Below are 25,918 nucleotides of genomic sequence, written 5' to 3' on the forward strand. Positions count from 1 at the left end.
CCGCCTGATGAGCCCCTGTGACAGCTTGTGAGCCAGATCACTCCACGGGGGTGGAGCGCGGGCCGGGGCACCCCGGTTCCAGGGCGCTGAAACCAGCGTGAAACCGCGCTGAATGCGCCCTGCCGCACGCTCTGCGGCATGACGACAACGACATCGCACGCACTCGCCATCGCGGCCAAGGGGCTGCGCAAGGCCTACGGGGTCAAGACGGTCCTCGACGGCATCGACCTGGAGGTGCCGGCCGGCACGGTCTTCTCCCTGCTCGGCCCGAACGGCGCGGGCAAGACCACCGCCGTCAAGATCCTCTCCACCCTCATCACCGCCGACGCCGGCGCCCTCCACGTCGGCGGCCACGACCTGGCCACCGACCCGCAGGCGGTGCGCGCCACGATCGGCGTCACCGGACAGTTCTCCGCCGTCGACGGCCTCATCACCGGCGAGGAGAACATGCTCCTCATGGCGGACCTGCACCACCTGCCGAAGCAGGAGGGACGGCGGGTCGCCGCCGAACTGCTGGAGCAATTCGACCTCACCGAGGCCGCGAAGAAGCCCGCCTCGACGTACTCCGGAGGTATGAAACGCCGCCTGGACCTCGCCATGACCCTCGTCGGCGGCCCACGCATCATCTTCCTCGACGAGCCGACCACCGGCCTCGACCCCCGCTCGCGGCACAACATGTGGCAGATCATCCGCGAACTCGTCACGGGCGGCGTCACCGTCTTCCTCACCACCCAGTACCGCGAGGAGGCCGACGAACTCGCCGACCGCATCGCGGTACTGAGCGACGGGAAGATCGCCGCCCAGGGCACCGCCGAGGAGCTGAAGCGGCTGGTCCCCGGCGGGCACGTACGCCTCCGCTTCTCCGACCCGGCCGCGTACCAGGCCGCCGCCGTCGCGCTGCGCGACGCCACTCGCAACGACGAGGCGCTGGCGCTGCAGATCCCCAGCGGCGGCAGCCAGCGCGAGCTGCGCGCCATCCTCGACTGGCTGGACGCGAGAGGCATCGAAGCGGACGAACTGACCGTGCACACCCCCGACCTCGACGACGTCTTCTTCGCCCTGACAGCCGTCACCACCGTCCCCAACCAGCCCAAGGAGAATGTCCGATGAGCGCCCTCTCCCTCGCCGTCCGCGACTCGTCCACGATGCTGCGCCGCAACCTGCTGCACGCGTGCCGCTATCCGTCCCTCACCCTGAACCTGCTGCTCACGCCGATCATGTTGCTGCTGCTCTTCGTCTACATCTTCGGAGACGTGATGAGCACGGGGATCGGCGGCGCCGACCGCTCCGACTACATCGCCTACCTCGTCCCGGGCATCCTGATGATGACCATCGGCGGCACTGTGATCGGGACCGCGGTGTCGGTCTCCACCGATATGAACGAGGGCATCATCGCCCGCTTCCGCACGATGGCGATCCACCGCGGCTCGGTGCTCGTCGGGCACGTGGTCGGCAGTGTGCTGCAGTGCATCGCCAGTGTGGTCCTCGTCGGCGCCGTCGCCGTGGCCATCGGCTTCCGGTCCACGGACGCCACGGCTCTGGAGTGGCTGGCGGCGCTCGGGCTGCTCGCGCTGTTCTCGCTGGCGCTCACCTGGATCGCGGTCGGGATGGGCATGGCCAGCCCGAGCGCCGAGGGGGCCAGCAACAGCGCACAGCCGCTGATCCTGCTTCCGCTCATCTCGAGCGCCTTCATCCCGGCCGACACGATGCCGGGCTGGTTCCGGCCCATCGCCGAGTACCAGCCGTTCACGCCCGCCATCGAGACCCTGCGCGGCCTGCTGCTCGGCACCGAGATCGGCGACAACTGGTGGATCGCGATCGTGTGGTGCGTCGGCCTGACCGCGCTCGGCTACCGCTGGTCGACGGCGTCGTTCAACCGCGACCCGAAGTGAACGCTCGGGCCGCCGCCCGCAGCTCGTCCCGCCCCAGGGCGGCGTACTCCGACACCGCGTCGGCGTACGCCGCCCTGTCGGCCTCCTCGGCCGCCTGCCGGGCGCGGTCCGCCGACATCGTCGGCTGGAACTCGCGCAGCACCCGCAGCCGTTCGGCCAGCGCGATCATCCGTACGGCGGAGGCGTCGCCGGACGCGAGCCCCGCCATGCCGAGCGCGTGCAGCACCGTCCCGAGCAGCGGTAGCTCCGACGGGCCGAGCGGACCGGTGAGCAGGTTCCGCAGGCGCTGCCACAGCCGGTCGACCTGGTCCGCGACCAGCTCGAGACGGCCGGCGTGCGCGTGCGCCGTCACCAGCACCGACTGGATCTGCAACGCCCACGGGTCGCGCCAGGCGTCGCCGCCGTGCATCGAGCCGGCCGCGAGCATGCCCTCGACAGCGCTGCGCCACAGTCCCAGCCCGACCTCCGTCAGTCCGCGGGCGAGCGCGATCTCGGCGCGCCCGCCGAGGTCCGGCCGGTAGAAGGTGTCCTGCTGCGGGGTGTCGTCGCCCTCCGCCTGCCGCAGCCAGTACTCGGCCTCTTCGGGGTCGTCGCGCTGCAGGCAGGCGAGGACGAGGAGCGAGCGGATGCCGATGTAGTCGTGCCCGTCGCCGAGCCACGGCAGCACCTTGAGCGCCGCCTGGAGATGCTCGTACGCTTCCTCGCCCTGCCCCGTCCGCAAGCACAGCTCGCTCAGCCGGGAGTGCACCGTGAGCCGCACGGACGGATTGTCGACCGGCGCCAGTGCGACGACCATCCGGCGGGCCGAGTCCAGCGCGCGGTCGATGTCGTGCTCGTACTCCCAGACGTAGCAGGCGACGCACTCGGCGAGGCCGGCGACCAGCGGCTGCTCGCTGTCGCAGAGTGCCCGCAGCACTGCGTAGTCGGGAGGCAGCATCTCGGGAACCGCGCTCAGCACGACCGCGATGGCGCGCAGCAGCGTGTCCGGCGGGGCCAGGGGCAGCCGCCGGAGGGTGACGAGCTGGCGTAGGGCGCGCGGGCCGGGGCCCATGAACACGGTCGCCGTACCCAACACCGCCGCGGCGCGGGCGACTTCGACGTACTCGGGTCCGGGGTGGTAGTGCGACAGCGGCGGGCCGGTCTCCTCGACGAGGGCGGCGAGACGGGGGAAGTCGGAGGCGGTGGACCACAGAGCGGAGAGGACGGCGGTGAGGGCGGCGATGGCGGGGCCGTCCGTACGGGCCAGGGCGTGCCGCAGGGCCAGCACGAGGTTGTCCTGCTCGGCCCTGATCCGCTCCCAGGCGGCCGGCCGTTCCGAGCTGAAGAGGACGTCGTGATACGCCACCCCGAAGTCCCGCGCCCAGGCGAGGAACCGGCCGACGGCCTCCTCGTCCCCGCCGGTCTCCGCTCGCCGGGCCGCGCTGAACTCCCGTACGGTCTCCAGCATCCGGAACCGCACGCCGACCGGGGTGTCGGCGACGGTGAGCAGCGACTGACCGGCCAACTGTTCCAGCAGGAACAGCGTGTCCTCGCCGAGCACCTGCTCCGCCGCTTCGCCGGAGAAACCGCCGGGGAAGACGGACAGCGTGCGCAGCGCGTTCCTGACGTCCTCCGGGAGCAGGTTCCAGCTCCACTCCACGACCGCGTGCAGCGTGCGGTGGCGCTCCGGTGTGTCCCGCGCCCCGCCGCGCAGCAGCGCGAACCGGTCGCCGAGGCGGCGGGCGATCTCCGGCACCGAGAGCACCCGTACCCGCGCCGCGGCCAGCTCCACGGCGAGCGGCAGCCCGTCGAGGTGGCGGCACAGTTCGGCGACCGCGTCCGGTGGCAGCTCCACGCCGGGCCGGGCGGCCCGGGCCCGCTGCGTGAACAGCTCGACCGCGGTGTCGAGGCCGAGCTCCGGCAGCGCGTACACCGCCTCCGACGTCAGGCCGAGGGGAGCCCGGCTGGTGGCGAGCACCCGCAGGTCCCCGGAGGACGAGACGAGGGCCTGCACGAGGTCGGCGGCGCCCCGGATGACCTGCTCGCAGTTGTCGAGGACCAGCAGCGCGGGCCCGGAACCGAGCACACCGAGGATGCCGGACACCGGGTCGGCCGGTGCATGGCCGCTCATGGCGCCGGGCCGCCCCTCGCCCGCGCCGAGCGCGGAGGCCACCTCCGCGGTCACGTCCGCGTCCGCGGTGACGCCCGCGAGTGGCACGAAATACACCACACGCTGCTCGGCCCGGCGGCTGACGGCGTGCGCGAGCCGGGTCTTGCCGAGGCCGCCGGGGCCGCCGGGGCCGCTGACGGTGACAGCGCGGGAAGCGCGCAGCAATCGCTCCACCGCCGCGATGTCCTCCTCCCGGCCCAGGAGCGGGTTCGGCTCGTGCGGTACGCCGTGCCGGACGGCGGGTGCCTCGCCGCGCAGCAGCTCCTGTTGCACGGCCTGGAGACCGGCGCCCGGATCGGTGCCGAGCTCGTCGCGCAGCTCACGGCGGTACGCCTCGTAGCGCGTCAGCGCGGTGGACGGGCCCGCCGTCGCCGCCTCGCCGCGCAGCAGCTCGGCGAGTACCTCCTCGTCGCGCGGATGCTCCGAAGCGGCCACGGCCAGCGGCCCGGCCGCCTCCGCGTGCCGCCCCAGCCGGGCGAGCGCGAGCGCCCGCGCGCGTAGGAGCGTGTCGCGGACGGGGACGCGCGCGGTGCGCAACGCGGCTACGGGGTCGTAGGTGTCGCCGGCCTCGTCGGGGGTGTCCTTCCACAGCGCGAGCCCGGCCTCGGCAGCAGCCAGCGATGCCGCGTGCTCCCCGGCCCTGGCCCGGTCCGCGCTCGCGGTGGCATGCAGCAACAGGGCGGAGCTGTCGACCCGTTCCTCGGCGAGGGTGAGCCGGTACCCGGCCGGCGTGCTGGCGATGACGTCGGGGCCCAGCTGCGCCCGCGCCCTGGACACGAGGACCTGCAGCGCCTTTCCCGGCCGCTCCGGCAACTCGTCCGGCCACAGCCCTGCCACCAGCCGCTCGGTGCTGCAGCCCGTGCGCAACTCGCCCGCCAGCAGTGCGAGGAGCCCGCGGAGCCGGGGCGCGGTGACCTCCTGCCCGCGATAGGCGACGCGGGGCAGCAGGCTCAGGTCGGTCATCACCCGTGCAGATTAGCCAAGGCGCCGGCCGGGCGGACGCCGCAGCCTCCGGCCGTTGCTCGACACGCCAACCGCCCCCAGCACCCTGGACGCCCCCGGCCGGCCACCACCTACGTAATTCTCATGACGGCGAGGACGAGCGATGCGACGGCCGCGGAGAAGTAGGCACCGGGAAAGGCGATGTTGTAGAACACCCGGGCACGGAAGTGGACGGCGAGGGCGCCGGTGAAGAACAGCACCAGTCCGATCGCGGCGGCGATGCCGACGAACTGAGCACCCAGCAGCCCGAGCAGGAGCCCGACAGCTCCGGCGGCTTTGAGCGTGGCGAGCAGCGGGAGCAGGGACGGTGGAAGGCCGACTTCAGCCGAGTTGGCGAGCACGAACCCGGCCCTTGAGAAGTCAGCAATGGCGATTCCAGCGTTGAGCACGATCGTGATGACGGTGACGACGGCGAAGGCGATGAACATGCGCACGCCCTCCGTTCAGCCGAGAACGCGGTGAGTACCGAGGGCATCAAGAGGTAGGGGTACCGGGACTGGCATGGCGTCTCCGTCATCGTCGGTGCACGGGGGCGGGCCGTTGCCCGCTTGTTCATCAACCCTCGCCGCGCCCCGGTCCCGCGTCCAATACCTGCATCGATAACCTGACGGCATGGATGTCGACACCCGGCTCTTGCGCTACTTCGTCGCCGTGGCCGAGGAAGGAAACCTCACCCGCGCCGCGGAACGGCTCTTCGTCTCCCAACCGGCCCTGACCAAGCAGATCAGGCACCTGGAGGCCCAGCTCGGAGTCCCGCTGTTCACCCGCTCCCGGGCCGGCATGGCCCTCACCGAACCGGGCCGTGCCCTGGCGGAGCGGGTACCCGCCCTGCTGGCCGATTGGGACCAGGTGCTGCGGGAGACGAAGGGCGCGGCGGGCCGGGCAGCTCGCGTGCTGAGGATCGGCTTCATGGCCAGCGCCGCCAACGAGGCCACCCAGCACATCATCGCGGCGTTCACCCACCGTCGGCCGGGCTGGAGGGTGGAGATGCGGCAGGCCTCATGGTCGAACCCGAGCGCCGGGCTCACCGGCGGAGATGTCGACGTCGCCCTGCTGCGGCTGCCCTTCCCCGGCCAGGACGCCCTGCGGGTGGAGTCGCTGTTCACCGAGCCCCGCTGGGTCGCGCTCCCGGCGGCCCACCCCTTCGCCACCCGCGACCTGATCCCCTTCCCGGACCTGTGGGACGAGCCGTTCGTGGCAGCCCCAACCGAATCGGGCTGGTGGCGGGACCACTGGCTGGCCACCGACGAACGCGACGGCCACCCGGTCCGCATCGGCGCAGTCACCGACCAACCAGACGACTGGCTCAGCGCGATCGCCAACGGCTACGGCGTCGCCCTCGCCCCCGAGTCCGCCGCCCGCTTCTATGCCCGCCCCGGCGTCAGCTACCGACCCGTCAGCGGAGTCAGCCCCAGCCAGGTCGGCGTCGCCTGGGCACCCGCCGACGACACCGACCCCGTCATCCAGGACTTCGTCCGCTGCTGCCTGGACACCAGACCCCCCAACGCGACTACGGGCGGGTCAGCCGGTGGCGGTCGGCCCAGGCATTGATCGCCGCGGCCAGTTCCTCGGGGCGGTCCTCCGGGGAGTGGTGGCCGGCCAGGCCGTGGCGGGTGACCTCCAGGCCCGCGATGTTCTTCTCGCACCAGGCCACGGCCCCTTGGTCGGTCATCGCACCCGGGCCCGGCTCGAACGCGGCGAGCAGCTTGGGGACGTCGGGGCTGGTGGCCAGCCAGGCGTCGTAGTGCTCGATGCGGGCCACGACGTCGGCGGGCTCGCCGTCCAGCGGCATCATGCGCGTCCACGCCAGAACCGGCCGGCGGCTGTGCGGGGTCGGGAAGGCGCGTCGGTAGACATCGAGGTCGGCAGGGTCGAGCGGGGTGGTGAGCGTGCCCGGGAGTCCCTCGATGAACAGTGACTTCTCCAGGATCATCTCCTCACCCACCCCGGGGGTGCGCAGGAGGGTGAACAACTCCCGTCCGGTCGCCGGGAATTCATCGCCGACCAGCGGCTTGACGATGGTCTCGGTGAAGGCGAGGCCGCGGACGGTGCCCGGCAGGCGGGCGGCACGGTCGAAGGCGAGCGCGCCGCCCCAGTCGTGGCCGACGAGGACCGCCTCGGTGACGCCGAGCGCGTCGAACCAGGCGTCGAGGTAGCGGGCGTGGTCGTCGAAGGAGTAGGCGAGGTCCGGCTTGCCGGATTCGCCCATGCCGATGAGGTCGGGGGCCAGCAGGCGGCGGCCGGGCGCGGCCACCCCCGGCAGGACGTTCCGCCACAGGTGGGAGGAGGTGGGGTTGCCGTGGAGGAAGACGAACGGCAGCCCGTCGGGGTCGCCGGACTCCCGGTAGTGGACGGTGGAGTCGAGAACAGGAAGGGTGGGCATCTCGGGTCACTTCGCTTTCAGTACGGGGAGGGGAAGGTTGAGGCTCAGAACGCGGTCGACGGCGATCTCGATGACGACCAGGTCCGGCGGGGCGGGCGGCGCCGCCCGGTAGCGGACGGTGTAGCGGCGGACCGCCTCGGCAAGGCGCGCGGGGTCGTCGGTGACGGCCGCACGGCCTTCGAGGGTGACCCAGTCGAAGCCGTCCGCCTGGCAGAGCGCGACCCGGGCCGCGGGGCCGCCCGCCGCCACGTTCCGGGCCTTGCGGGCTCCCGCCCGGGTGGTCACCCGGGCAAGACCCGTGGTCGCGTGGAACGTGAAGCGGACGGGCGTGACGTGCGGGGTGCCGTCGGGACGGAGGGTGGTGAAGGTGGCCGTGTGCGGACGGGCGAAGAACGCCCTGGTGACGACCGGGAGTTCAACGGTCGCCCGGGTCACTTCTTCTTCACGCCCTCGTTCCAGATCAGCTTGGCGATGTTCGGCTTCACGTCCGTGGTGACGACCCCCATGGCCGTACGCACGTACCACCGCTCCTCCAGCTCGCGCAGCATGCTCGCGGCGAGGTCGGCACGGGCGGTGAAGACGCCGTCGGCGCTGGTCTCTTCGGTGTGGTAACCCGTGACGACGGGGTGCTCGAAGAGGCCGGACGGCCGCACGAGGGTCCAGTCGAGGTCCGTCCGACGGATCACGGCCTCCATGCGGCGCATGTCCTCGTGGAGGGTGCGGCCGAGGCGTCGGTTCACCAGCGGGTCCAGCACATGGTTGAAGAAGTGCGCTCCGCTGGGACGCCAGTCCGGGTCGGCGATGCTGGAGCTGACGGCGAGCAGCCGCTTGATGCCGTGCCGGTGCATGGCCTCCGTGATGGCGGTGGCGCTCGCGGAGTACGTGGTGATGGTCTCCTTGCTGAAGCGCGCGCCCAGCGCGGACAGGACGGCGTCCGTCCCGCCGATCGCGGCGTCGACGGCTGCCGGGTCGGTGGCGTCGGCGACGGCCACGGTCAGGCCGGGCCGCTCGGCGATGGAGCCGGGGCGGCGGGTCACGGCGACGACCTCGTGGCCGGTTGCGAGGGCCTGTTCTGTGAGGTGGCGGCCGGTCGGTCCATTGGCGCCGAAGACTGCGATACGCATGATGTCGGGTCATCCCTCCGTGTGGTTTCCGGAACGCCCTTGACTGTGCCGATCATGAATCGCAAGCTCAACGCTGATGAATATCACCGCCCCCTCCCCCGCACGCACGCGCGGCCGCCCGCGCGGCAACCCGCCGACCCGCGAATCGATCGTCGTGGCGGCCCGTGCGCTGTTCCTGGAGCGCGGCTACCGGCGCACCACCCTGCGCGCGGTGGCCGGCGCCGCCGGGGTCGACGCGGCACTCATCGCGTACCACTTCGGTTCGAAGAAAGGCCTGTTCGCGGACGTGATGCAGTTCCAGTGCGCCAACGCACTGGCAGTGGACGACGTCCTCGTCGGCGACCCGGCCACCCTCCCCGACCGCCTGATCGACGCCGTGACGGATCTGTGGGAGGACGCCGACTTCCGCCAGCTCACCGCTCAGGGCGACGAGTCCGCCGAGGTGATCCGCGAATATCTGGAACAGGAGCTGCTGGCCCGGCTTGTTGAATTTCTCGGCGGCCGGGACGCGACCGCCCGCGCCACGGCCGTGGTGACGATCCTCGGCGGCCTCATCTACACCCGCTACCTCAACCCCCTCCCCACCCCCGCCGCCCTCACCCCCTCCGAGACCCGCCACGTCCTCACCCCGGCACTGCGCGCGGCCCTGACCCCGAGGACGCGCACCACGGCAACCACCAGAGCAGCCCCCCGGGGATAGCCACCAAGTACGCGGTGCTGCGACCCGGAAACCGGGAGAATCCGGTGGCATGAGCGTGAAACCCGTGGTCGCGGCGCAGGTCGAGGGGGGCTACCGATGAGCGACGCTCTCGCGCGGCTCGGCGACGTCGACTGGGCGGCGCTGCGGCACGCCTACGGCGCGGCCGACGACGTGCCGGGCATGTTGCGGGATCTCTACCGGCCGGGCCGGGCCGCGGCCGCTGCCGACGATCTGCTGACGCACGTGCACCACCAGGGCGGCGCGGTCTGTTCCTCGGCTCCGGCCGCTCTCGCGTACGTCGTCGCGGCCGCGGCGGACCCGGCCATCGCCGGGGAGGTCCGCCTGGAGCTCCTGGACCTCGTCGAGTCGCTGGCCGACGCGGCGAACACCGCGGCACCCCGCTTCGTCTCCGCGGCCTGGCCCGCCGCGTGGGACCGGGCGGTGACGGACCTGCTGCGGCTGCTCGACGATCCGGTGGCGGTGCACCGTGCCGCCGTCGCTGACGCCCTCGCGCAGGCCCACCAACGGGCCGACGAGGTGATCGCGGCGCTGCGGACACGGTGGGCCCTGGAGTCCACACCACGGACGAGACTCCGGCTCATCGACGCGGTCGGCTCCTTGATCGTCCACGCCGCTGAACAGCGGGGCTTCTCGGTCGGCTGGCTGCGGGAGCTCATGGACGGCGCCGAGCCCTCCGTACGCCTCGCCGCGGTGCAGGCCCTGCGCCGCGCACTGCCGGGACGGGACGACCCCGCGTACGCACGGACGGTGGCCGACGTGCTGTCCGGCAGCGAACCGGCGATGTGGCGGCCGGGCCGCGGTACGGCCGAGGCGACGGTCGTCTGGGCCGTCGGCCTGCTGGGAGAGGACCGGGCGGGAGTGGCAGCCGCGACCCACCGGCTGCTCGGCCACCCCGACCCCTCGGTGCGCGCGGGCGCGCTGCGGGCGGCCGCGCAGGCGCTCAGCCGCCGGCGCTCCGCCGTCCCGGAGCTGCTTCCGGCCGTGGCCCGTTCGCTGTCCGACCCCGAGCCCGACAACCGGCTCTTCGCCGCCCGGGTCCTCGGCATGTGCGGGCACGCCGCCCGTCCCTGGGCGGACGCGCTGGCGGCCATGGTGACGGACGACGGAGAGCCGTACCTGCCCGCCCGGTCCCACGCGATCTGGGCGCTGTCCCGGATCGGTGACGTGCGGTGCGTACCACCGCTGGTGCGGGGACTGGCCCAGGCGCGGCTCGGGTTCGCGTACCACGCGTCCCACGCCGACGGCTGGTGGACGTACGAGCTGAGCCTGACCGAGGTCGCCGCGGGGCTCAGCGCCCACGCCGACGTACTGCTGCCCCCGTTGCGGGCCCGGCTCGCCGCCGCCTCCGCCCTCGACGAACGCCGCGTGCTCTGCCAGGTGCTGGAGGCATGGGGGGCCGCAGCCGCCCCCGCCATCCCTGACCTGCTGGGCCTCCTGGACACCCACGCCGCCGTGTGGGCGCTGGACGCCCTCGCCGCGATCGGTCCGGCCGCGGCCCAGGCGGTGCCGCGTGAGCGGCTGCGCGCCCTGCTCGACGCCCCGCCCGCGGACCAGCCGTTCGCGCCGCGCAGCCTGGCACTCGCGTACGGCCGGCTGACCGGCGACCGGGAGCCCGCGCTGGCGCTGCTGATCCCGCAGCTGGGCGAGCCGTACGACCAGCAGAACGCCGCCGTGCTGCTGGCGGAACTGGGGCCGCCGGGCGCCGCGTACGCCGGGCGGCTGCGCGAACTCCTCACCGTGCACCAGGAGGGCTGGCTGCCGCTGCGTGTCGGCGAGGCACTGTGGCGGATCACCGGACAGGCCGACGAGGTGGTCCCCGTACTGGTCCGGGCGATCGCGCCGTTCGCCGAACGGGGCGGCGCCTACCGGGCGGTCGTCGAGACGGTGGAGCTGCTGGCCGAGATCGGCCCGGGCGCCGCCCCGGCGGAGCCCGTCCTGAGGGCGTTCCTCGACGCGGACGAGCGCCCGGTCAGGCACGGGACGTGGCGCTCCGTCCCGGAGGACGACGAACTGTGCGCCGCCGCGCGCGCCGCGCTCCATGCCATGTCCGCACCCGACGGCCGGTAGTCCCGCCGGCGGCAGCAGCAAAGCGCTCCCCCGGACCTGGCACCGCTAGCGCGGCGTCAGTACGCAGAACTCGTTGCCGTCGGGATCGGTCATCGCCACCGCCACCGCGCCGCCCTCGCCCTGGCCGGTGTCGGTTCGTTCGGCCCCCAGGGAGAGCAGTTGGTCGATCTCTGCCTGCCGATCGCCGTCCGCGGTGGGAGCGAGGTCGAAATGCAGCCGGTTCCTGCCTGTTTTCTGGGCCAGCGGTGGGCCACCCCACGTGATCTTCGGACCACCGTGCGGTGAGCGGATCGCGGTCTCCTGGTCCTGGTCCCAGACCAGCGGCCATCCCAGCGCCTCGCTCCAGAAGTAGCCGACTTCCTGCGAACCGTCGCAGGCCAGGGCCCCGATGAATCCGCAGTCGGCGAGGAACTTGTTGCCCGGCTCGATGACGCAGAACTCGTTGCCCTCGGGGTCGGCGAGCACGACGTGACCCTCCTCCGGGGTCTGGCCGATGTCGATGTGCCGTGCGCCGAGTTCCAGCGACCGGGTCACCGTCCGCTGCTGGTCCTCCAAGGAGGTACTCGTCAGATCGAAGTGCATCCGGTTCTGGCCGGCCTTCCGATCCCGGCTCGGCACGAAGCGGATGCGAAACCCGGTGTCATCGCTGGGCAGGAGCATGATGCCGTCGTCCGGATCGTCGATCACCTCCCAGCCCAGGACCCCGGACCAGAACCGCGCGAGCCGCAGCGGCTCGCTCGCATCGAAACAGACCGCGAACAGTTGGCACGTCATTCGCTGCGCATCTCCGATCACTGACCGACCGCTGTCGACAGGGCGCCTCGTCAGCCCGTCGAACGAAGCCTACGAGCGACCCTGTGTCACCCGCATCCAGGTTTTCGCCCGCACGCGTTCAGCATCCCGGCCGCACCAGGGAAGCGCTCAGCCCACACCCTGGTGCGAAACGGCTCAAACCAGGACGGGTTGCGGTTCCGGTTGCTGCACCGGTGCGGTCTTCAGATCCCACAGCTTGGTGGTCCGCAGGTAGCCGTGCACCACGGACGCCATCGCGAGAAGAAGAAGCGGTCCGAACACCCACGGGTGTTCGGCCATTTCCATCGGCAGATAGCGATACGCCGCCAGGAGCGCGGCGAAGACCGTTGCGCCGTGAGCGACCAGCCGTATTCCCGACGGCTCCCAGCCACGGTCGTGCGCGCGCAGCCCTGCCTCGATCGTGAAGGCGAACACCACGCCGGCAATGAGATCCGCACCGTAGTGATAACCGAATCCCAGCGTCGCGCAGAGCGTGGCGATCAGCCAGAACGTGCCCGCGTATCGCAGCGAGCGTGGGCCCTTGCGGGAATGAATGAAGATCGCGGTGGCCCACGCTGTGTGCAGGCTGGGCATGCAGTTGCGGGGGGTGACCGCATCGAAGGGCATCGGGTGCGGGGCGCCGAGCGGCGGCAGCGTGTTCGGCCACAGGTTGGCCAGTGCCCAGTGCTCGCCGCCGCCGGCGCCGATGCCGACGCCGTAGGCGTAGATCGGTCCGACGACCGGGAAGAGCATGTAGATGGCCGGCCCGAGCAGGCCGATGACCAGGAAGGTGCGCACCAGATGATGGCGCGGGAAGCGGCGCTCGGTCGCCACGTTGCGCAGCTGGTACAGCGCGACGAGGACAGCGGCCACCGCGAGCTGAATGTAGACGGCGTCGAGGACATGGCTGCCGATCGGTCCGCTGGCCCTGACGATCCGGCCCATCAGCCACGACGGATTGCCCAGCGCGCGATCGGCGGTCGCCACGTACTGATCGAGCACCATCGGGCGGGTCTTCGACGTGATGAGCAGCCAGGCATCGCCGGTCTTGCGGCCGGTGACCAGCAGCAGACCCAGCCCGACGCCCTTCAGCAGCAGGACACGTTCCCGGCCGGTGCGACGCGTGACAGCGATGACCCCATAGCTCAAAAGCACCCACAACGCGCCGTTACCGAAGGTCAGCCTGGTGTCGGCCGTCCACCGCACCAGGAAGAAGACGACGTCGATGCCGAGCGCGGCACCCAGCGCAATGAGCCGTTGCCGCCAGGTGAGCACCAGCATCATCAACGCCATACCGGCGTACAGCAGCGGCCCCGATTTGGGGCCGAATATCAGCTCTTGCACCTGGTTGGTGATCGGCCCCCGCAGGCCGTAGCGGCGCGCGGTGATCTCCAGCGCGATGAGGAACGCGAGGGCCGCCACACTCACCGCGGCCCACAGCATCACCCGCGGTTGGCGCCATGCGGTGAACGCAATTCTGGAGTTAATTCGTGAAAACATGCGCGATGCTATAGATATCAATTGTTTGGCCGATTTGTTAGATGTAAATAAAGACGCTCTTTGTGCTGGTTGACATGGCTTTCTGGTGAATGAACGGGCGATCAGGGCGATCGTCGCGCGGTCGATCATCCTATCGGAGTGGGTGCGGGCGGGTTTCACCGGTCGCGCATGAAGGCCGGCCAAGTGGTCTCAGCGCAATCGGCGTGCGCGCAGCACCAGGTCGTCGGTGTGGTGGGCGCCGGCACCGCCGTCGGGCGCGAGGCGCGGCCGCTGCTCATCCACCTCCACCTGCCAGTCGTCGTCGAGCAGGGCCGCGACCATCCGGGGCCAGACGTAGTCGGCCGGGTCGAAGCCGCTGTCGTCGGGCTGACGGGTGTCCATGCCCGCATGGTGCACGAGCAGCAGCACGCCGCCGGGCGCGACGGCCGCGAGCAGCGCTCGCTCGGCCGCGGCGTCGGGGGTGCGCAGCAGGGCCGGGTACTGCGCGGAGACCAGGTCGAAGGAGGCCTGCGGGAGGGCCGCGTGCGCCAGTTCGGCGTGCACCCAGCGGACGCCGAGGCCGGCGTCCCGGGCGTGGCCGGCCGCCCGCTCCAGTGCCACGCTCGAGACTTCGAGCGCGGTCACGTCCCAGCCGCCGCGCGCGAGCCAGAGCGCGTCGGCGCCCTCACCGCAGCCGACGTCGAGGACCCGTCCGGGTGTGAGACCGGCGGCCTCGGCCACGAGCGCACCGTTGGGTTGGCCGCTCCACAGCTGCTGCCGGTCGGCGTACCGGCTGTCCCACTCCTCCCGTACGGCGGGGTCCCCGACGTAGCCGTCGGCAGGAGTGGGAGCGTCGGACGCGGGCGAACCTGTTGCGATGTTGTCGGTCATGCGCCCACCGTCGCCCCTCGCGTCCCGCCCACGCCAATCCTGTTGCCGCCCTGGCAAAAGGCGAGCGACGCGGGCCGGTCCCAGAAGGCACAGGGTGACGGTGGGCTCCGTGGCACAACGATGGCCCGGACCGGCGGCCCGGGCCATCGTTCACCTCACACCGGTCCGGGCTACTGGCGCGACCTCCGGCCGCGGCTCAGGGAGAAGCCGGCCGCACCCAGCCCCAGAACGCCGACCACCAACCCGGCGATCCCCAGGGCCCGGGCGGTGGAGTCGCTGCCCGACGCGGTCGACGTGGCCGCGGCCGACGTGGTGGGCCGGGGCGTGGCCGTCGCCGGAGCGGCCGCCTGGGTGAGGCGCAGCACCGGGGCCGGATTCTCCGGTTCTTCGCCGCCGGCCTTGGGCTCCTCGATCCAGCGCGCGACTTTCCCGTCGGAGTACGTCTGCAGTGCCTTGAACACCAGCTGGTCGGTGTCGTCGGGGAGTTGGCCGAATGAGGCGTTGAAGTCCTGGTACTGGCCCGGCTGGATCTTCCCCCCGGTCCAGGTGATCTCCGAAACGGCATCGGTGATGGTGCCGTCGTCGGTCTTGATCGGCGTCTTGAGATGAGCGGTGGTCACCTTGGCGGTCCAACCGGGCTCGGCGGTGACCATCACGCCGGGAATGGGGTGATCTGCGGGAAAGACGATCTGCACCTGGGTGGTGCTGGCGGCGCCCTCCTCGTTGGGGACCCGGAAGGTCAAGGTGCCGTCGACGGCGCCCTTGGCGTAGGTCTCGGGGTGGACCGTCACGTGGGCGGATGCCACGCCGGAGGCGGCCAGCACACCCGCTGCCGCGAGCGTGGCGACTACTGCGGCACGGCGCGGGGTCCGCGGAACACGAGTGGGGGTCGGGGACATGGGTGGGCTCCGTCCGGAGGAAGTTCAATAATGCGCGAGGCCGGGATGAGAGCGCCCGGGCCGCAGGATCCGAACCACTGGAGAGGCGCTCATGGCGACGGGTCTATCACCGGCTGATGCCCCGGGGATGCGATTCGCACCATTCTGACAAGGGGGGCGGCAGCGGGTGGCACAGCGGCGCCACCACCCCCCGCGACCTGCATGGGCCCCTGGACCACCCGGATGATCCGGACAGCTCGGCGAGGATCCGGCCAGGGTGCGGCCCGCCGGGACCGCACCCCGGCGTACGGCCCGGCCCGGCGAGGGGCGCGCCGCCGAGGCGGCTACCGCACCGTGATGGTGGTCAGGCGCGTCATCTCGGGCCGCGCGAGATAGGCCCTGAACGCACCGAGGTTGACGGCACCGACGTCCAGCTGGATGGTGCCGCCCGAGAAGCCCAGTTCCTCCACCGTGAAGGTGCTCCACGCCGCGGCGGGGAACGCGCCCGCCAGGGCCGTGGTCCGCTCGGCGAACCTGAACTGGCCGGCGAGCTCGATGACCTGGACGGGTTTGTCCTTGCTCCAGTTCCTGCACGCACGCCAGTTGTCCGCGTCCGGGTCGTCCCAGAAATCCGCGAAGGGATCGGTCGCGAAGATGTCCTCGCTCTCCGAGGACGACGAACTCACCACGACGGCGGCCTTCGCCACCGGCTTCGCCCCGCTCTGCTGCGCCCGGCGCACGGCGGCCAGCTCGGCGGCACGGTACTCGGCCAGCCAGGCGGCCAGCGGTTCCGGCCCGGCACCGGGTGTGACTTGCGCCTTCCAGGTGGCAGGGTCCTTCGTATTGGTCACGATGCTCAGCAGCCGCTGGGCGTCCGGGTTGCCGTCGAGGCGCTTCCACAGCGCCAGGCAGGCCGCCGGGCCGGCGGTGTGACCGAAGGCCATACAGGCGTTGAAGGAGTCCACGTAGCTCGGGGAGAGCTGGGCCTCCGCCTCGCCGAACTCGGTGAGCGGGGACCGGAAGGAGGCGCCCGTGAACCAGCCGACGGGCTGGTCGTGGGAGTCCCAGCCCTGCTGGTACACGTCGATGACGGGGACGATGTGGGTCGCCCAGAACTTGAGCAGGTGGTTCCCGGTACCCTGCACCTGCTCCTGTGGGGTGAGGGCGGACCAGCCGGCGCGGCGCTCAGCGGTGCCGGCGGTGAAGTAGGAGGCGACGAAGCGGTCCAGCGCGGTCGCGGGCGCGGGGACGGCGGCCGGTGCGGGTTCCGGCCGCAGCCGCTTGGTCACCTTCGCGCGCGACTTCTCCGGCAGGCCGTACAGGTAGTTGAGGAAGTCCCAGGCGCTCAGCGAGCCGCGGAACTGGCGGGCGTCGTGCAGGACCAGCAGGGATTCCAGCTTCTTGGACGAGGCCAGGATGAACGACGCCTCGCGGGCGCCCGGGGCGGTCGAGGCCAGTTTGTGGAACGCGGGGATCGCCACGTCCGGGCTCTGCGTCATCCGCTCGAACCAGACCTTGGCCTCGTCGATGTAGCGCGCCAGGTGGGCGTTCGCCTCCGCGTAGGTGCCGGTCGCCGGGAACGTGGTCGTCATCTTGCTCTGCCCGGACTCGCTCGCCTTGCCCAGGCAGAAGGCGAGCCGGATGTCGGTGTCGTGGACCCGGCCCAGGATGCCGTCACACTGATGCCGGCCGCCCGTGCAGCGCTTGAGGTCCGTGCAGAGCTGGGTCTCGGTCCCGAACCCCTCGGTGAAGCCGATGTAGATGATCGTGTTCTTGGCGGAGTCGACGGTGCGCATCCGCTGGTACTCGGGATGGGTGAGCGGACCGATCCGATAGTTGTGGACGTTCGAGGTCTTCCCGGCCGTCGCGTCGAAGGTGGTCGGTGGCTCGAAGCCGCCCTGCGCGGACAGGACCGCCATGCCGATCGTGATGGCCAGCAGGGTGTTGACCTCTGCGTAGATGCCGATTCTGCTGCCGGTCGGGACGAAGGTGTCGGGCTCGCTGTAATTCCCGTGGCCCATGATGAAGGTGGTCAACTGGTGCCCCCCCGGTCTGTGACTACCGGCCCGCCGAGCGGGCCCCCATGGAGCAATGTACGCGAACCGGCGCACAACGTAAGGGAGTTGGGGCCGATTGCCATGCGTGCCCGCGGCTGCGGGCAGTCGCGTGGGTAGCGCTCGGCAGCCCGCCGAGTCGGGCGATGCGGCTGAGGCGGGCGATACGGCGAAGGCGGGCGATGCGGCTGAGGCGGCGGACGCCCGCGTTCCGGGCGGAGCGGAACCGCTCAGCGCAGTACGGCTGCCAGCAGGTCGGTGCCCAGCGCCGTCACATCGGACAGATTGAGGGTGTAGCGGACGTAACGGCCGTGCCGGCGGGCCGTGAGCAGGCCCGCGCGGCGCAGGACGGCGAGGTGGCGGGAGACCTCCGGGGGCGTGAGTTCCCAGGCGTGGGCCAGCTCGCCGGTGGTGTGCGGGCCGCGGGCCAGCGTGCGCAGCAGCCGCAGCCGTACCGGATGTGCGAGGGCCGCCAGCCGTAGCGTCACCGTCTCCAGCGAAACCGGCTCCGACGGGCTCTGCTCGGCCACGGGGTACTGCACCACCGGCTGCCACCCGGGCGCGTGGACCGCCACCAGGTGCGGGCGGCCGAAGACGCTGGGGATGAAGGTGATCCCGGTGCCGCGGGCGGCGGTCGCCTTGTCCTGCAGCTTGTCCACGATGATGCAGTCGCCGTCCGGGGCGAGGGTGACCGCGCCGGAGACCGAGGCGAGGGCCGCCTCGATGCCCTGGCGCTTCAGCAGGTCGTTCTTGATGCGCAGGTCGGTGGCGAGCTGCACGGCGACGCCCGTCCAGGCGGCGTCGAAGAAGGCCTCGGCGCACTGTTCGAGGGTGTGCCGCACCCGCGCCCGCACGGCGGCGGGGTCCGCGAGCAGCCGTTCCGCGAAGGCCTCTTGCAGCCCGCCGCGGGCCTGGGCGATGTCCAGGGCCCGTTCGCGCGCAGCCGCGTCGGTCAGCGGCGACGGCGCGCCGAAGTGGACCCGGTTGCTGCCGCAGGTGGTGACGAGCGCCGCGGTCACATACGTTTCGTCGTCGATCCGGTCCACGTCGTCCAACTCCTCGGCGAGGGTCGGTCGAGGTCGGGCTGGGATCATGAAGTCGGCCTGGGAGGAGCGCCAGAGGAACTCCGCCTCCCGCAACCGCTCGGCCAGTTCAGGCCGCAGCCCGGCCCAGACGTCCCCGGCCCAGTTGGCGAGCTGCGGGTGGTGCCCGGGTTCGGCCAGCACGTGCAGCATCGCCGTCAGTTCGGCCAGCGGGGAGGCGGCGAACCGCAGTCGCTCGGACGGCAGGCCGCTGATGTCGATCCTCAAGGTCACCCCCTCATCATCACTGACCGCATGGCCGACGACGCCGTCGGTTGACGGTGTCCGTCAACCGGCGTTCCCAGCCCGGCGGCCGAACGCACCGTTGACGCCATGGCAACCACCACCAAGATCCAGCCCCGTGCACTCGTCCGGGCCTCCGGAGGCCCCCGCTACGCCGTCGCTCTGGCCGTGGACGCGCTCGGCACCGGTCTGCTGCGGCCCTTTCTGCTGCTCTACGGGGTGACGGTGCTGCGGCTGTCCGCGCCGGCCACCGGTATCGCCATGACGGTCGGAATCGTCGTGGGTCTGGGGTGCATGCCCGCCGTGGGCCGATGGCTGGACCGGGGTGCGCGCAGCACGGTCGTGGCGGCGTCGATGCTGGTGCGGGTGGTGGGCGTGGCACTGCTGCTGGCCGCCCCGGCGGGGCACGTCTGGCCGTTCGCGACGGCCGCCCTCTTCCTCGGCATCGGCAACCAGGCATGGCCGGCCGCCCACGCGGCTCTCGTGGCCACGGTCGCCCACGGCCGGGAACGCGACACCGCTCTCGCGGCAAGCCGCGCCCTGCGCAACGCCGGCCTGGGTGTGGGCGCGCTCCTCGCCACCGCATGCCTGGCGGGCGGCACCACCGCATTGCAGGCGCTGGCGGCCGTCACCGGACTCGCGTATCTCACTGCGGCGGCGTTGGCGTGGTCGGTCCACCTGCACGCGCGACCGGCCGCTCCCCCGGCCAAGGGCAGCGGCGAGGAGCCCGCACCCCGGCTGCGCGCGCTGCTGGCCGCCAACGTGGTCTACGCCTTCTGCCTCAACGTCCCCGAGATCGCGCTCCCCCTGGTCCTGGTGACGCAACTGCACGCGTCCCCGGTGTGGTCGGCGGCCATCTTCGTGGCCAACACGGTCCTGGTGGTCACCCTGCAGGTTCCGGCCACCGTCCTGATGTCCCGCTACTCCCGCCGGACCGTGCTGGCTCTCGCGGGCGTGGTGCTCACCGCGTCCTACCTCGGCTTCCTCGCCGCCACCTCCCTTGGGCACGGCTGGGCCGCCCCGGCCGTCGCCCTGGTGTCCGTGCTCTGCACTCTCGGCGAGATCATCTATGCCGGCAGCGCCACCGCGCTCGTCACGGTGCTCGCCCCGGCCCATCTCCTGGGACGCGCCCTCGCCCGCTTCCAGCTCTCCACGGGCTTCGGCCTCGCCGTCTCCCCGGCGGTCATCACCACTCTCGCACCCCACGGCTCGGCCGCCCTCTGGGGCAGCCTCGCCGCTGCGACGCTCCTCTCGGCTAGCGCCGTCGCTTTCGAGCAGGTCCGGGACGTCACCGAGGACAACGGCAGCACCAACTGCGTGTTGGTCCGCCGTCTCCTTCAGCGGGGGTTGTCGGCACGCCACGCGACGTAGTCCGCGACCGCCGTGGCGACGTCGAAGGCCGGTGCGAAGCCGGTGTCCCTGACGAGCGCCGTCCTGGATCGCGAGCGGCCCCACCGCACGAGCGACGACCCGCGTCGCCTCGGGGACGGCCACGGCTGCGGCGAGCCGCCGCTCGAGCAGTACGGCCTCCGACCTGGGACCCGGCCACGCCGGCTACCACCGGGATGCGGCCCCTTCAGTCGCCTTCGGACGTCTTCTCAGTCGTCCTCGGACCTCTGCTCCGGCGCCTCGTCGTCGCGGGACCGTTTCGACGCGTCCCCTTCGTCCACCAGATCCTCCTCATCCGGAGGATCACTGTTCCGCCCGACGGGCGGCGTCGGCGCCGTGATCGTCTGCGGTTCATCGGAGCCCGGGCGCGTGCTCGGCTGCGAACCGGGCGCGTGGGGTGTCTTCTTTTCGTCGTCTGGATTCGCCATGAATGACGTGTTCCCGCTTTTTCCCGTTCAAACGCCCCACGGTGCGCCGTCCCAGTGATGCAGCGGGACGCCGAACGGCGGGCCGGTCCGCACGTCCTCGCGCGGTGGTGCGCCCTGCCCCTCGACGCCGCGCGCGAGGCACAAGGCTGCCGCTGCGGTCAGCGCACCAGGGGGAGGAAGACCGTGTCGACGATCTCCTCGAGGACGTCGTCGGAGACGGGGGCGAAGGTCGTGAGGACCTCGTGGCGCAGCAGATCGAAGGGGAGGGACTTGATGCGTTCGGTGAGGAGTTCCGGTTTGATCTCGCCGCGGTCGACGGCGCGGTCGAAGAGCACGTCGACGGAGTTCTCGCGCCCTGTCGCGAGGAGGTCCCGGGGGCTGGTTCCCGTCTCCTGGTAGTAGCCGGCCAGGTGCACGCTCATGACGGTGATGAACTGGACACGGGTGGCGTTGATCTCCCGCATGAGGGTGAGGACGTCCTCCCGCAGGCTTCCGGTGTCGGGAACGTCGAGGCGGTTCTCCTCCAGGCTCCGGGCGATGGTGGCCCGGACCAGTTCGTCGCGGTCGGACCAGCGGCGGTAGAGAACGGGCGGGCTGGTGCCCGCGCGCTGCACGACGGCGTCCATGGTGAACCTGGCGTAGCCGTTGGCCACGAGTTCCTCCCAGGCCGCATCGAGGAGCGCCTTCTCCAGTGCCGCTCCACGGCGTCGCTCGGGCATCCGTACCTCCTTGGATAGACTTGCCTATCTTATTCTAGCGCCCTACTCTGAGAGCCGTAAGATAGACCTCTATATCTTAGGTGGCTGTTCATGAGCGCTCCCCACGGGACCGGACCCGCACCCGCGGCGGCGGACCCCTCTTCTGATTCCCCCCGGTCGTTGCGCGAGGCCTGGGTGGCCCTGGCCGGGCTGTCGGCAGTGTTTCTCTTCGAGATGCTGGACAACTCGATCCTGAACGTCGCGTTGCCCACGATCGGACGCGATCTGCACGCTTCGACGATCGCGCTGCAGTGGGTGACGGGCGCGTACGCGGTCGTGTTCGGCGGGTTGATGCTGGCGTTCGGCGCGATCGCCGACCGGTTCGGCCGACGGCGGATCATGCTCATCGGGCTGGTTCTGCTCGGCATGGCGAGCCTGGCGACCGCTCTCGTCTCCAGCGTGGAGCAACTGATCGCCGTCCGGGTGGCGATGGGCGTCGCGGCCGCGATGACGACTCCAGGATCGATGGCGCTCGCCTTCAGGCTGTTCGACGAGGACGGTCTGCGCGTCCGTGCGACCACCCTCATCTCGACCGTGGGTCTGGTGGGGCTCGCGATCGGCCCGACCGTGGGTGGCTTCGTGCTCGCCATCGCGCCATGGCAGGTCCTGCTGCTGGTGAACGTGCCGATCGCCGCCCTCGCGATCATCGGTGTGCGGTCCGGCATCGGTCCGGACGTCACGGCCGACCTGCACCGCGATCCGGTGGACATCGCGGGTGCGGTGCTGGGCACGGCGACGATCGTGCTGGCGCTCGTCGCACCGACGCTGTTCGTCAATGAGGGCGCCGGATCGTGGACCCCGTGGGCGACCGCGGCGGCGGCCGTCGTGGCGGCGCTTCTCTTCCTCCTCCGCGAGCGTTCGGCACGCTACCCGCTCCTCGACCTCGAACTCGTCGCTCACCCTCTGGTCTCCAGCGGCCTGGCGTTCAAGGCCGCGGCCGGGCTGGCGACCGCCGGCCTCGGTTACCTGGTGACGCTGCAGCTGCAGCTCGACTGGGGGTGGACGCCCGCACTCGCCGCCCTCGGGATGCTGCCGCAGGTCGTCGTCCTCGTCGCGGGCGGCGCGTTCGTCCAACCCTTCGTACAGCGGGTCGGCCTCGAACGGGCCGCGTGGCTCAGCGCCGCGGCGGTCGTGTTCGGGCTCGCCTTCTACGGTCTGCTGGGCAGGTTCGGATACGTGTGGGTCGCGATCGCCCTCGTGCTCGTGGCGGCCGGCATGCGCGTGGTCGGCGTTGTCGCCGGGGTGAACGTGCTCCGTGGCCTGCCGAAGAACCGGACCACGGTCGGCGCGGCCCTCGTCGACACCGCCACCGAAGTCACCTCAGGCGTCGCCATCGCCGTCACCGGCACCATCCTCGCGGCGCTGTTCACCGGCGACATCGCCACCTCCGACTGGAGCCCGCGACAGACCGCCGAATTCCAGGAGGCGGTCACGATCGCGGGCCTCACGCTCAGCGTCATGGCCGCGGCACTCGTCGGGTGGGGAATCGTCCGTACACGACGACGCGTGACGAACGACAAGGCGGCCGCGTCCGTCGACGACGCGATCAGCGAGAAGACCACGGCATGACGCATGGGGCGAGCCGGCGCGGACCGACTGCCGCGTCCTGGCCGCTCATCGATCCGTGAGGCACGTTCCGGCGCGCCACGGCCCAGCGGATCGGTGAGCCAGGGGCACCGGAACCCCACCCCTGGACGTCACTGACTCCCGGCCAGGTGCGGGCGGCCGTCAGCCGGGCCGGCGGAGGCGTCCACCCGGTCGGTGCGCCGGTACCGCCACCACGGCGCCAGCTGTACGACGCCGAATACCACTTCGACGACGAAGAACAGCCAGAGCAACCGCATGGCGCCGTGGGTCAGCGCGTACGCCTGCCACGTCGCGAACAGCGTGCGCGCGACGCCGTCGAACAGTCCGTGCTCCGGCAACGGCCGGACGATGCGCAGGACGGCCCAGACGACCACGACCGAACCCATCAGATTCGCGTACAGGGTCTGTACCGGGTCGAGTTCGGGCAGGTGGCCCATCCCCAGTGTGTCACCCAGTGAGGACAGCGCCTGGTGCACCAGCGCATACGTCCACGGTGTCGCGAAACCTGCCGTGACGACGAGGTCGTACCAGGCGCTCGCCCGTACGACGTGCAGGTAGGCGGGACGTGCGGGGGTGAGGAGAGGGATCACGGTGAGGCTCCTGGTGTTCTTGGGTCAGCGACACCTCACGCTAAACAGTGGAGTACGGTCCAAGGTCAAGCCCATCGTGCGACGGAGGACCATGCGTATCGGAGAGCTGGCCGCGCAGGCGGGCATGACCAGGGACACCATCCGGTTCTACGAGAAGGTCGGCCTCGTCCAGGGCGGGCGGCTGGCCAACGGCTACCGCGACTTCCCGCCCGAGACGGTGGCCTGGCTGCACTATGTCCGCACCGCGCAGACGCTCGGGTTCTCCCTCGCGGAGATCGCACGGACCGGCGAGGAACTACGCGAGCGCCCGGATACCGCGGAAGCGCTGTCCGCGCTGTTCGAGGAGAAGATCCACGTCCTCGACGCCCGCATGGCCGAACTCGTCACCCTGCGGGCCGAATTGGCCGCGCGGGTGGGCACCGGGTGCCCGTTGCGGGCAGCCGGCTCGTCGGCCTCGGCACGAGGCTGAGAACGGCGCAAACCTGGCGGGCAAAGCACCACCGGAATCCCGAAGACGCTGACTTCGCAATTGACGCTCCCTCAACTGCCCACGCTGCCAGCGGATCACGGTGACGTCCGATCCGAGAGAGCGCTACCGGTCAGTGTCGGATGGAGAGCCGGACACCGCGCCCGCAGTGATCAACAACGTGGTTTCACGGCATACGACAACCTGGTCACCCCGGGAATGATCTTCGCGGGGCTGATCGGCGCCATCGTGTGGAATTTGATGACGTGGCTCGTCGGGCTGCCGTCCAGTTCGTCGCACGCCCTGTTCGGTGGACCAAGGGGTTCCGCCTCGGTCAGATCGCCTCCGCGTCGCTGGTGTCCCTCGCTCACGGGACGAACGACGCGCAGAAGACCATGGGCGTCATCACCCTGACGCTCATCTCGGCCGGTGCGCTGTAGCACGACGCCGGTCCCCCGGTGTGGGTGATCGGCTCGGCGGGTCCGGCGATCGGTCTGGGCACGTACCTGGGCGGCTGGCGGATCATCAGGACGATGTGCAAGGGACTGACCGACATCCAGTCACCGCAGGGGTTCGCGGCCGAGACCGCCGCGGCCGTGGGCGCGGTCGCGGCCGGCGTCGTCGTGCACGGCGGCACCCTGGGGACCGTGCTGGTCGGCGTGGTGGCGGCGTCGGCCGCCGCCGTCATCGTGCTGCTCTCACGGCGCAACCCGGTGCACTCCGAGAACGTCAACGACGGCACCTCCGTGGCGGTTCGTCCCGTCGCGGCCGCTGCCTGAACCCTGCGACGACCACGAGTCCCGACAAGGCCAGGGAGGCCGGAAGATGAGTATGGACTGGAGTGCCCTGGGGCGGGTCGCGGTGGTGAGCGTGGGTGCCACGGTCGGCATCGTCGTCGTCTTCGCCCTGGGCGTGCGCGCCCTGGCCACCCGGGAACCGGGCCCGGACGGGACGAGCGACGGCCAGGGCGCTCTCGCCCTCACCGGGCTCTGCTTCGCCGCCTGTGCCGCGGTCATCGGCTACGGGCTTTATCTCATCGTGCCGCAGTTCCACTGACTCGGGACGAGCCGCGCGGTGACGCGGGGAACAGAGCGTGTGGTGCGCCCGCCCCCACCGCCGGCCGACGGGGTCTCAGCCGAGGGCGGGGAAACCGCGTGCCTCCCTGCCCTGTTGGGCACGCCGCACATCGCTCCAGTCCAGAGCCGTCACCGCCTGACGCTGTACCTGCTGGGCGGCCTCCCGCGTCTCGGCGGGCACGTCGCCGCGTTCTTCTATCAGCCGGCCGTAGATCGGCGGGTGCTCCGTCACTTCTGCGTTGCTCATAGTGCTGACTCCTGCCCGCGATCCGATGATCTAACGGACCGTACCCGACGGAATCATTCCACCGGGACCGGCACCAGCCCGTCCGATCAGTCGGTCGGTCGGCGGCGCGGGCGCACGTGAGTAGCTGTACTCATGATCTCGTTCTCGTTTTCGTGCAGGCTGGTCGGACCAACCCATCACAAGGGAGATCACGTGCCTACGACCAGCGGATCCCATGACACCGTGTCTGCGGGCGGCAACCGCCCCCTGAGGTTCGTACTCGGCCTCGCAGTGGCCTGTGTGGCGGCCGTGGCCCTGACCGGCTGTTCCACCGAGGACGCGATCTGCGGTGGCGGCGAGTACCCGGTCCTGGCGGTGGGCACCACCGGCAAGGCCTGCGCGCCCAAGGGCCAGGAGCCGCCGAAGGGGTATGTCCGCTACCCGGAGGGCAAGATCCCCCAGCACGTCGGCGACACCTGGGACAGCTATTGGAACACCCACACGATCGACAAGAACGGCACCATCGTTGAGGCTCCCGCAGCCGGGTGACGGGGACCGGGTGCCCAGGTCACCGGTGCCATGGACCGGAGCCATGGACCGCGAAGGCGGATCGGACGACCGTGGCGGGGTGGGCCGGGGAA

25 protein-coding genes and 1 pseudogene are annotated in these 25,918 nt (G+C 71.4%); 11 read left to right on the forward strand and 15 right to left on the reverse strand.

Annotated elements, in window-relative coordinates; translation table 11 throughout:
* Positions 1–138 precede the first annotated feature (138 nt).
* Positions 139–1,110 (forward strand): ATP-binding cassette domain-containing protein, encoded by a 972-nt coding sequence (locus LNW72_RS02195; protein WP_250973735.1) that lies wholly within the window; start codon positions 139–141, stop codon positions 1,108–1,110.
* Positions 1,107–1,892: an ABC transporter permease gene (locus tag LNW72_RS02200; RefSeq protein ID WP_250973736.1), complete on the forward strand. Its 786-nt coding sequence runs from the start codon at positions 1,107–1,109 to the stop codon at positions 1,890–1,892. The genes LNW72_RS02195 and LNW72_RS02200 overlap by 4 nt, the downstream gene beginning before the upstream one ends.
* Here LNW72_RS02200 and LNW72_RS02205 read toward each other — a convergent pair.
* Together LNW72_RS02205 and LNW72_RS02210 are read right to left on the reverse strand one after the other, a co-directional pair.
* Entirely contained in the window at positions 1,873–5,007 is a 3,135-nt protein-coding gene (locus LNW72_RS02205) for a BTAD domain-containing putative transcriptional regulator (protein WP_250973737.1), read from the reverse strand. The two genes, LNW72_RS02200 and LNW72_RS02205, sit on opposite strands and share 20 nt — an antisense overlap.
* 107 nt (positions 5,008–5,114) lie before the next feature.
* Complete coding sequence (locus LNW72_RS02210) at positions 5,115–5,471, reverse strand: DoxX family protein (RefSeq protein ID WP_250973738.1); 357 nt, start codon at positions 5,469–5,471, stop codon at positions 5,115–5,117.
* A gap of 184 nt (positions 5,472–5,655) precedes the next feature.
* Here LNW72_RS02210 and LNW72_RS02215 point away from each other — a divergent pair, with 184 nt between their 5' ends.
* On the forward strand, positions 5,656–6,594 hold the full coding sequence (locus tag LNW72_RS02215; RefSeq protein ID WP_250973739.1) for a LysR family transcriptional regulator: 939 nt from the start codon (positions 5,656–5,658) through the stop codon (positions 6,592–6,594).
* Here the strand turns inward: LNW72_RS02215 and LNW72_RS02220 are convergent.
* The 3 genes from LNW72_RS02220 to LNW72_RS02230 are packed head-to-tail and all read right to left on the reverse strand — an operon-like array spanning position 6,554 to position 8,550.
* Positions 6,554–7,426: a haloalkane dehalogenase gene (locus LNW72_RS02220; RefSeq protein ID WP_250973740.1), complete on the reverse strand. Its 873-nt coding sequence runs from the start codon at positions 7,424–7,426 to the stop codon at positions 6,554–6,556. The two genes, LNW72_RS02215 and LNW72_RS02220, sit on opposite strands and share 41 nt — an antisense overlap.
* A gap of 6 nt (positions 7,427–7,432) precedes the next feature.
* Positions 7,433–7,861, reverse strand: a complete 429-nt coding sequence (locus tag LNW72_RS02225) for a TIGR03618 family F420-dependent PPOX class oxidoreductase (RefSeq protein WP_250973741.1) — start codon at positions 7,859–7,861, stop codon at positions 7,433–7,435.
* Positions 7,858–8,550 carry an NAD(P)H-binding protein gene (locus tag LNW72_RS02230; RefSeq protein ID WP_250973742.1) on the reverse strand — a complete coding sequence of 231 codons (693 nt, stop codon included), beginning with the start codon at positions 8,548–8,550 and terminating at the stop codon, positions 7,858–7,860. The genes LNW72_RS02225 and LNW72_RS02230 overlap by 4 nt, the downstream gene beginning before the upstream one ends.
* Positions 8,551–8,626: 76 nt before the next feature.
* Here LNW72_RS02230 and LNW72_RS02235 point away from each other — a divergent pair, with 76 nt between their 5' ends.
* Together LNW72_RS02235 and LNW72_RS02240 are read left to right on the forward strand one after the other, a co-directional pair.
* A complete protein-coding gene (locus tag LNW72_RS02235) occupies positions 8,627–9,250 on the forward strand; it encodes a TetR/AcrR family transcriptional regulator (RefSeq protein ID WP_250973743.1) in 624 nt (207 codons plus the stop codon).
* A 96-nt stretch (positions 9,251–9,346) separates the two neighbouring features.
* Positions 9,347–11,338 carry a HEAT repeat domain-containing protein gene (locus LNW72_RS02240; RefSeq protein WP_250973744.1) on the forward strand — a complete coding sequence of 664 codons (1,992 nt, stop codon included), beginning with the start codon at positions 9,347–9,349 and terminating at the stop codon, positions 11,336–11,338.
* 45 nt (positions 11,339–11,383) lie between these two features.
* On the opposite strand, the gene LNW72_RS02245 is transcribed toward LNW72_RS02240, so the two are convergent.
* The 6 genes from LNW72_RS02245 to LNW72_RS02270 all read right to left on the reverse strand — a co-directional run bounded on the left by LNW72_RS02245 (position 11,384) and on the right by LNW72_RS02270 (position 18,748).
* The gene (locus LNW72_RS02245; RefSeq protein ID WP_250973745.1) at positions 11,384–12,112 is read right to left on the reverse strand and encodes a VOC family protein; all 729 of its coding nucleotides are present in this window, start codon (positions 12,110–12,112) and stop codon (positions 11,384–11,386) included.
* Between the two features lie 174 nt (positions 12,113–12,286).
* Positions 12,287–13,630, reverse strand: coding sequence for a phosphatase PAP2 family protein (locus LNW72_RS02250; protein ID WP_250973746.1), 1,344 nt, complete (start codon positions 13,628–13,630; stop codon positions 12,287–12,289).
* Positions 13,631–13,819: 189 nt separating this feature from the next.
* Positions 13,820–14,500, reverse strand: a complete 681-nt coding sequence (locus LNW72_RS02255) for a class I SAM-dependent methyltransferase (protein WP_250973747.1) — start codon at positions 14,498–14,500, stop codon at positions 13,820–13,822.
* 170 nt (positions 14,501–14,670) lie between these two features.
* Positions 14,671–15,399, reverse strand: coding sequence for a YcnI family protein (locus tag LNW72_RS02260; RefSeq protein WP_250973748.1), 729 nt, complete (start codon positions 15,397–15,399; stop codon positions 14,671–14,673).
* A 323-nt stretch (positions 15,400–15,722) separates the two neighbouring features.
* Positions 15,723–17,414, reverse strand: coding sequence for a putative adhesin (locus LNW72_RS02265; protein ID WP_250973749.1), 1,692 nt, complete (start codon positions 17,412–17,414; stop codon positions 15,723–15,725).
* A gap of 248 nt (positions 17,415–17,662) precedes the next feature.
* On the reverse strand, positions 17,663–18,748 hold the full coding sequence (locus LNW72_RS02270; protein WP_250973750.1) for a helix-turn-helix domain-containing protein: 1,086 nt from the start codon (positions 18,746–18,748) through the stop codon (positions 17,663–17,665).
* 99 nt (positions 18,749–18,847) lie between these two features.
* Here LNW72_RS02270 and LNW72_RS02275 point away from each other — a divergent pair, with 99 nt between their 5' ends.
* The gene (locus LNW72_RS02275; protein WP_250973751.1) at positions 18,848–20,128 is read left to right on the forward strand and encodes an MFS transporter; all 1,281 of its coding nucleotides are present in this window, start codon (positions 18,848–18,850) and stop codon (positions 20,126–20,128) included.
* A 227-nt stretch (positions 20,129–20,355) separates the two neighbouring features.
* Here LNW72_RS02275 and LNW72_RS02280 read toward each other — a convergent pair whose 3' ends face one another.
* The gene (locus LNW72_RS02280) at positions 20,356–20,574 is read right to left on the reverse strand and encodes a hypothetical protein (RefSeq protein ID WP_250973752.1); all 219 of its coding nucleotides are present in this window, start codon (positions 20,572–20,574) and stop codon (positions 20,356–20,358) included.
* 158 nt (positions 20,575–20,732) lie between these two features.
* The gene (locus LNW72_RS02285; protein WP_250973753.1) at positions 20,733–21,293 is read right to left on the reverse strand and encodes a TetR/AcrR family transcriptional regulator; all 561 of its coding nucleotides are present in this window, start codon (positions 21,291–21,293) and stop codon (positions 20,733–20,735) included.
* Between the two features lie 90 nt (positions 21,294–21,383).
* On the opposite strand from LNW72_RS02285, the gene LNW72_RS02290 reads away from it, so the two are divergent.
* Complete coding sequence (locus LNW72_RS02290) at positions 21,384–22,901, forward strand: MFS transporter (RefSeq protein ID WP_250973754.1); 1,518 nt, start codon at positions 21,384–21,386, stop codon at positions 22,899–22,901.
* 128 nt (positions 22,902–23,029) lie between these two features.
* Here the strand turns inward: LNW72_RS02290 and LNW72_RS02295 are convergent, their stop codons facing one another.
* Positions 23,030–23,509, reverse strand: coding sequence for a hypothetical protein (locus tag LNW72_RS02295; protein WP_250973755.1), 480 nt, complete (start codon positions 23,507–23,509; stop codon positions 23,030–23,032).
* 91 nt (positions 23,510–23,600) lie between these two features.
* On the opposite strand from LNW72_RS02295, the gene LNW72_RS02300 reads away from it, so the two are divergent.
* The 3 genes and pseudogenes from LNW72_RS02300 to LNW72_RS02310 all read left to right on the forward strand — a co-directional run bounded on the left by LNW72_RS02300 (position 23,601) and on the right by LNW72_RS02310 (position 25,031).
* Positions 23,601–23,978, forward strand: coding sequence for a MerR family transcriptional regulator (locus LNW72_RS02300; RefSeq protein WP_250973756.1), 378 nt, complete (start codon positions 23,601–23,603; stop codon positions 23,976–23,978).
* 195 nt (positions 23,979–24,173) lie between these two features.
* Positions 24,174–24,754 (forward strand): annotated as a pseudogene (locus LNW72_RS02305) (anion permease); the annotation flags it as partial.
* A 46-nt stretch (positions 24,755–24,800) separates the two neighbouring features.
* The gene (locus LNW72_RS02310) at positions 24,801–25,031 is read left to right on the forward strand and encodes a hypothetical protein (RefSeq protein ID WP_250973757.1); all 231 of its coding nucleotides are present in this window, start codon (positions 24,801–24,803) and stop codon (positions 25,029–25,031) included.
* Positions 25,032–25,106: 75 nt separating this feature from the next.
* On the opposite strand, the gene LNW72_RS02315 is transcribed toward LNW72_RS02310, so the two are convergent.
* On the reverse strand, positions 25,107–25,298 hold the full coding sequence (locus LNW72_RS02315) for a hypothetical protein (protein ID WP_250973758.1): 192 nt from the start codon (positions 25,296–25,298) through the stop codon (positions 25,107–25,109).
* 192 nt (positions 25,299–25,490) lie between these two features.
* Between LNW72_RS02315 and LNW72_RS02320 the strand changes: the two genes are divergently transcribed.
* Complete coding sequence (locus tag LNW72_RS02320; protein WP_374117114.1) at positions 25,491–25,826, forward strand: SCO0607 family lipoprotein; 336 nt, start codon at positions 25,491–25,493, stop codon at positions 25,824–25,826.
* Positions 25,827–25,918: the final 92 nt, after the last annotated feature.

Source organism: Streptomyces sp. RKAG293, from assembly GCF_023701745.1.
GTDB lineage: Bacteria > Actinomycetota > Actinomycetes > Streptomycetales > Streptomycetaceae > Actinacidiphila.

Coding starts and splice junctions, on each gene's coding strand:
- LNW72_RS02195 (WP_250973735.1), top strand. CDS start 139: ATGACGACAACGACATCGCACGCACTCGCCATCGCGGCCAAGGGGCTG.
- LNW72_RS02200 (WP_250973736.1), top strand. CDS start 1,107: ATGAGCGCCCTCTCCCTCGCCGTCCGCGACTCGTCCACGATGCTGCGC.
- LNW72_RS02210 (WP_250973738.1), bottom strand. CDS start 5,471: ATGTTCATCGCCTTCGCCGTCGTCACCGTCATCACGATCGTGCTCAAC.
- LNW72_RS02215 (WP_250973739.1), top strand. CDS start 5,656: ATGGATGTCGACACCCGGCTCTTGCGCTACTTCGTCGCCGTGGCCGAG.
- LNW72_RS02220 (WP_250973740.1), bottom strand. CDS start 7,426: ATGCCCACCCTTCCTGTTCTCGACTCCACCGTCCACTACCGGGAGTCC.
- LNW72_RS02230 (WP_250973742.1), bottom strand. CDS start 8,550: ATGCGTATCGCAGTCTTCGGCGCCAATGGACCGACCGGCCGCCACCTC.
- LNW72_RS02235 (WP_250973743.1), top strand. CDS start 8,627: ATGAATATCACCGCCCCCTCCCCCGCACGCACGCGCGGCCGCCCGCGC.
- LNW72_RS02240 (WP_250973744.1), top strand. CDS start 9,347: ATGAGCGACGCTCTCGCGCGGCTCGGCGACGTCGACTGGGCGGCGCTG.
- LNW72_RS02245 (WP_250973745.1), bottom strand. CDS start 12,112: ATGACGTGCCAACTGTTCGCGGTCTGTTTCGATGCGAGCGAGCCGCTG.
- LNW72_RS02250 (WP_250973746.1), bottom strand. CDS start 13,630: ATGTTTTCACGAATTAACTCCAGAATTGCGTTCACCGCATGGCGCCAA.
- LNW72_RS02255 (WP_250973747.1), bottom strand. CDS start 14,500: ATGACCGACAACATCGCAACAGGTTCGCCCGCGTCCGACGCTCCCACT.
- LNW72_RS02260 (WP_250973748.1), bottom strand. CDS start 15,399: ATGTCCCCGACCCCCACTCGTGTTCCGCGGACCCCGCGCCGTGCCGCA.
- LNW72_RS02275 (WP_250973751.1), top strand. CDS start 18,848: ATGGCAACCACCACCAAGATCCAGCCCCGTGCACTCGTCCGGGCCTCC.
- LNW72_RS02280 (WP_250973752.1), bottom strand. CDS start 20,574: ATGGCGAATCCAGACGACGAAAAGAAGACACCCCACGCGCCCGGTTCG.
- LNW72_RS02285 (WP_250973753.1), bottom strand. CDS start 21,293: ATGCCCGAGCGACGCCGTGGAGCGGCACTGGAGAAGGCGCTCCTCGAT.
- LNW72_RS02290 (WP_250973754.1), top strand. CDS start 21,384: ATGAGCGCTCCCCACGGGACCGGACCCGCACCCGCGGCGGCGGACCCC.
- LNW72_RS02300 (WP_250973756.1), top strand. CDS start 23,601: ATGCGTATCGGAGAGCTGGCCGCGCAGGCGGGCATGACCAGGGACACC.
- LNW72_RS02310 (WP_250973757.1), top strand. CDS start 24,801: ATGAGTATGGACTGGAGTGCCCTGGGGCGGGTCGCGGTGGTGAGCGTG.
- LNW72_RS02315 (WP_250973758.1), bottom strand. CDS start 25,298: ATGAGCAACGCAGAAGTGACGGAGCACCCGCCGATCTACGGCCGGCTG.